The organism is Paraburkholderia sp. BR10872 (assembly GCF_040965835.1).
GTDB lineage: Bacteria > Pseudomonadota > Gammaproteobacteria > Burkholderiales > Burkholderiaceae > Paraburkholderia > Paraburkholderia nodosa_A.
Genome location: NZ_JBFRCN010000115.1, coordinates 1 through 4,619 on the forward strand (window position 1 = coordinate 1; position 4,619 = coordinate 4,619).

Below are 4,619 nucleotides of genomic sequence, written 5' to 3' on the forward strand. Positions count from 1 at the left end.
CAGCATCGAGCGATATATCGAGCAGTACAACCAACACGGCCGGCCGTTCGTATGGACCGCGACCGCCGATTCAATTCTCCAGAAAGTGGCTCGGCTATGCAAAGTTATTTCTGGGACAGAACACTAGATACTAGGGAAGGGCCGCGGAAGTAAGCCTCCTGGAGTAAAACGAGGATTCCGACACCCGTTTTCCGAGGTGGTACGCAAATGAATGCGCCTCGCACGGCCCTTCATGGGCAGGATACAACCATCACCGGATCGCTGTACGTCGCCTTTGAACTGGGTGACAAGAACTGGAAGCTCTCGCTGGGCGATGGAGTGCACTCCCGAGCCGCTGCACAGTGGCCGCTGGCGATGCGGCCGCGGTCTTTACGGCGATTTCAAAAGCCAAAGCGCGCTGTCATCTGACCATCGATGCCCCGGTGCGCAGCTGTTATGAAGCCGGGCGTGACGGCTTCTGGCTTCGCCGCTGCCTGGAAGCACATCAGATCACGAACCTGGTGGTGGATTCAGCCAGTATCGAAGTGAACCGGCGCAGACGTCGCGTCAAGACCGACCGTCTCGACAGCGACAAGCTTCTGTCGATGCTGATGCGTTACTACGGTGGTGAGCGCCGGGCTTGGGCGGTCGCACGTATCCCCACCCCCGAACAGGAAGATGAGCGGCGGGTACACCGTGAACTCGCTCGCCTGAGGCAGGAGCGCACTGCCCATAGCAACCGCATCCGCTCGCTGCTGTACTCCACAACCTGCGGCCCGAGCGAATCGGTGGCCGCGCGTGGGCGCACTGGTGGACGCAGCACACCGCACAGCTGTTGCCTGCCCTGCGCTCCGAGATCGAACGCGAATTCGAACGGCTGTTGCTCGCTGCCAGGCCAGATCAGGGCGCTCGAGGTACAGCAGCAGCGCGAAGTGCGCAGCGGTGCGCAACCCGCGATTGCGCGGCTCGCGCTCCTTGCGGGTATCGGCACCGGCAGTGCCTGGGTCCTGATCAGGGAACTGTTTGGTTGGCGGCAGTTTCACAACCGCCGTGAAGTGGCCGGCTGCCTGGGCTTAGCCCCGACGCCCTATGCCAGCGGCACCAGTGAAGTTGAGCAGGGCATCAGCAAGATCGGCAACAAGCGAGCGCGATGGCTGATGGTGGAACTGGTTGCGCTTCCAGCCCAGCAGCCAGCTAAGCGATTGGTTCAACGAGCGCTTTGCAGGCGGCGACAAGCGTATGCGACGCATCGGCATTGTGGCACTTGCCAGACGTCTGGCGGTCGCGCTATGGCGCATTCGGCGAGATTCCCCTCGGGGCAACCCTCAAGCCCCTGCGAAGAAGGTGACAGCGACCTGAGTAGCCAACGTCGAGCGGCAGCAGCGTTTGAAGGTTCGGCGCGCCCGGACAGTAAGCGGGTCACCTTCGCAGGTGACCGTAGTTCTAGATGGGGCGCGTCCATAAGGGGCGGTTCCAGCGCCTTGCGCATGCGGTATGTGGTGCCCGGTCTCGTGCCGGAACGGATAGAAGTTGGTCCGGTCAAGTGCCCGGACTTCAGACACCCCGACCTCACTACTGTTCTCGCTTGATATGGAGGATTGCAAAACATCTGATCGAGCAGGTTGTCCACGGCCAGCGTCGTGGTCGTAACAGACGACCCCGCCGGCCGGCCGTGGATAACCACCTGTCGCGCTCGGGAGATAACTGACGGGAAAACGGATCGCGAAAGGGCTTGACTTCCATTGCACCATAGAAGTCTTACTGTGTCACAAAATCTGTTTGCGGCAAAGCGATACCTGGTCGCATTGAATACTATAGACTTCGGGCGATCGATGAGAGAAGATGTCGACGAATTTGAGACATATCCGAATCATCTTGGGCAGGCGTTAGGGCATGCCGATCGCCATGCCGGCCTCAGCGGCTACTGTTCGGGCTTGGTTTTGCCCCTGTCGCGCAAGAGTGTCGAGCCAATGGCCGCGCACATTGACCCACTTCACGCGAGTGCGAAGCACTAGTCTCTCCACCACTTTGTAGCCAGGGCAGACTGGTCTGACCGTGCGGTCTTGCAGCGGGTACGAGAATGGGTGATGCCTGCGTTAGACGCACACGCAGCCGAAGAGAACGGTTATTACTGGATTATTGACGACACCGGTTTTCCAAAGAAGGGACGTCATTCGGTCGAGGTGGCACGTCAGTACGGCGGGCAGCTCGGAAAGCAGGACAACTGTCAGGTCGCCGTAAGCCTGTCGATCGCGACGCAACGCGGCAGTCTGCCGATTGCCTGGCAGCTGTATGTCCCCAAGGAATGGATTGACGACCGTGAACGAGCGCGTTATGCCGGCACTCCCGACGATCTCACCTTCGAGACGAAACCACAGATTGCGCTGGCCCAACTTCGAGAGGCTATAGCATCCGGCATTGCACCGGGCATTGTGCTCGCAGATGCCGGGTACGGCGATAAAACCGCTTTTCGGGAAAGCATAACTGAACTGGGTTTGTTGTATGCGGTAGGGATCCGGCCTGGCACTTCAGTGTGGGCGCCCGGTATGGAGCCGCTTCCGCCCAAGCCCTGGAGCGGGCGCGGCAAGCCGCCGACATTGTTGCGCCGTGCGCCCGGCCACGAGCCGATCGCCGTGAAGGAGCTGGACATGCAATTACCCGTGAACGCCTGGCAATCCGTAACCTGGCGGGAAGGCAGCAACGCAGCACTATCCTCACGCTTTGCCGCCGTACGGGTTCGTCCCGCACATCGCGACTATTGGCGAAGCGCCGTCCGCGACGAAGAATGGCTGCTCATCGAATGGCCCGATGGCAAAACGGAGCCGCTCAAATACTTTCTCGCTACCGCCCCCGAGGAAGCGACACTTGAGCAGCTTGTGTTCGTGACCAAGATGCGCTGGCGCATCGAGCGCGACTATCAGGACCTGAAACAGGAATTTGGGCTCGGTCATCATGAAGGGAGGGGCTGGCGTGGCTTTCACCACCACGCCACACTGAGTATCGCCTCGTATGCGTTTCTGATGGCTCAGCGACTCCGAATGCGACCAGATGGACGCGATAAAAAACTTCCTTGAACGCGCGCTGCCTGCCCTTCCTCCGGATTACATCCCGCGGGGCAGTCCAGCGCGCTCAACGCCACGGGGAACGGCGGGTCGAGCGGCAGCCGGTGCTGGCTCATGGTGATGCCTGATTCCATCACTACGTTGCGCATCCTGCTTGGACAAAGACTCATGCAACGATGGCTCTCTTCCTGCGCGGCAATAGAGCGCGCAACTAATTATGTGACACAGTAAGACATAAGGATATATGAGCTTCCCCAGAATTTTCGCCTTCCAGTAGGTCATGTGTAAACTCGACCCGAAGGAAGGAAAGAATCGATGTTCAAGGTACCAAAGCAGGCATACACCGCTGAGTTCAGGACGATCGCGGTAAAGCGAGTGAAGGACGGGCAAAGCGCGCGGGATGTTGCTCGTGAACTGGGGATTTCCCACCAGTCGCTGCGCAACTGGGTCAAGGCCGATGAGGCAGGCACACTCAATGTCCCGGGGACAAAGGCTGCCACGCCGGAACAGATGGAGTTCTCACGCCTGGGGGCTGAGGACAAGCGTCTGCAGATGGAACTTGAAATCGGAAAAAAAAAGCGGCGGCGTTGTTCGTGAAGGACCTCCTGTGAAGTATGCCCGGATTGATTCGCATCGCCGGCACTATCCGCTGTCGGCGCTGTGCGGGTCCTGTCGGTATCGGACGTGGATGCGCGGCGGCACGCCCGGGCGCGAGCGTCTCACAGAGGCCCAGTTGCTCGCCCTGATCCAGTCTATCCACGCCGCGGTCAAGAACGCCTATGGCTCACCACGGATGACCGAGGAAGTTTGCGCACGCGGCTTTCCGGCCTGCAAGGAGCGGGTCGAGCGGCTCATGCGCGAGAACGGCATGCGGGCTCGGCACAAGCGACGTTACCCTGTCACGACGAACTCGAAGCACAAGCTCCCGGTCGCGGAAAATCTGCTGGGGCGCGATTTTCACGCCGACAGCGCCGAATCAGGTCTATACATCGGACATCACGTACATCTAGACCGATGAGGGCTGGCTGTATCTTGCGATCGTGCTGGACCTGTTTAAGCGGGAAGTTGTCAGCTGATCGATCAAGCCGCGCATGACGGCTGACATCGTGACGGACGCGCTGACAATGGCATGGTTCCGACGCCAGCCCGAGCCCGGCGCGCTGCACCATTCGGACAGGGGTGGCGAATATGCCAGCGACGACTTCCAGCGCAAGCTGGCGCAATACGGTATGTGCTGCTCGATGAGCCGCAAGGGAAACTGTTGGGACACGCCCCGACGGAGAGCTTCTTCAACAGCCTGAAGAACGAACGGGGGCATGCTACGCGATACCGTACCCATCAGGAAGCGATGGTGGACCTGTTCGGATACTTTGAAGTGTTTTACAACCGCGGTCGTCCTCATTCGTCGCTCGGCTTTGTATCGCCGGTTCAGTTGCTGCAAGACTGCATCAAAGGTAAGCGGCTCACGGCGGCCGTCGTAGACGGCTGCAGGGACCGGCATCAAAGTGATGTCCATCATTTTCGAAGTGATGGACACCACTTTGTCAGAGCCAACACAGAGGCCCGGCAGCCGGAAAG

1 protein-coding gene and 3 pseudogenes are annotated in these 4,619 nt (G+C 59.8%); all 4 read left to right on the plus strand.

All coding sequences use genetic code 11. The features are described from left to right. A pseudogene (locus AB4Y43_RS40050) lies at positions 1 to 127 on the plus strand (IS630 family transposase); the annotation flags it as partial. A gap of 214 nt (positions 128 to 341) precedes the next feature. Further along, a complete protein-coding gene (locus AB4Y43_RS40055) occupies positions 342 to 1,568 on the plus strand; it encodes a transposase (RefSeq protein WP_368730259.1) in 1,227 nt (408 codons plus the stop codon). 243 nt (positions 1,569 to 1,811) lie between these two features. Continuing rightward, positions 1,812 to 3,162 (plus strand): annotated as a pseudogene (locus AB4Y43_RS40060) (IS701 family transposase). Positions 3,163 to 3,356: 194 nt separating this feature from the next. Next, positions 3,357 to 4,503, plus strand: a pseudogene (locus AB4Y43_RS40065) (IS3 family transposase); the annotation flags it as partial. Positions 4,504 to 4,619: the final 116 nt, after the last annotated feature.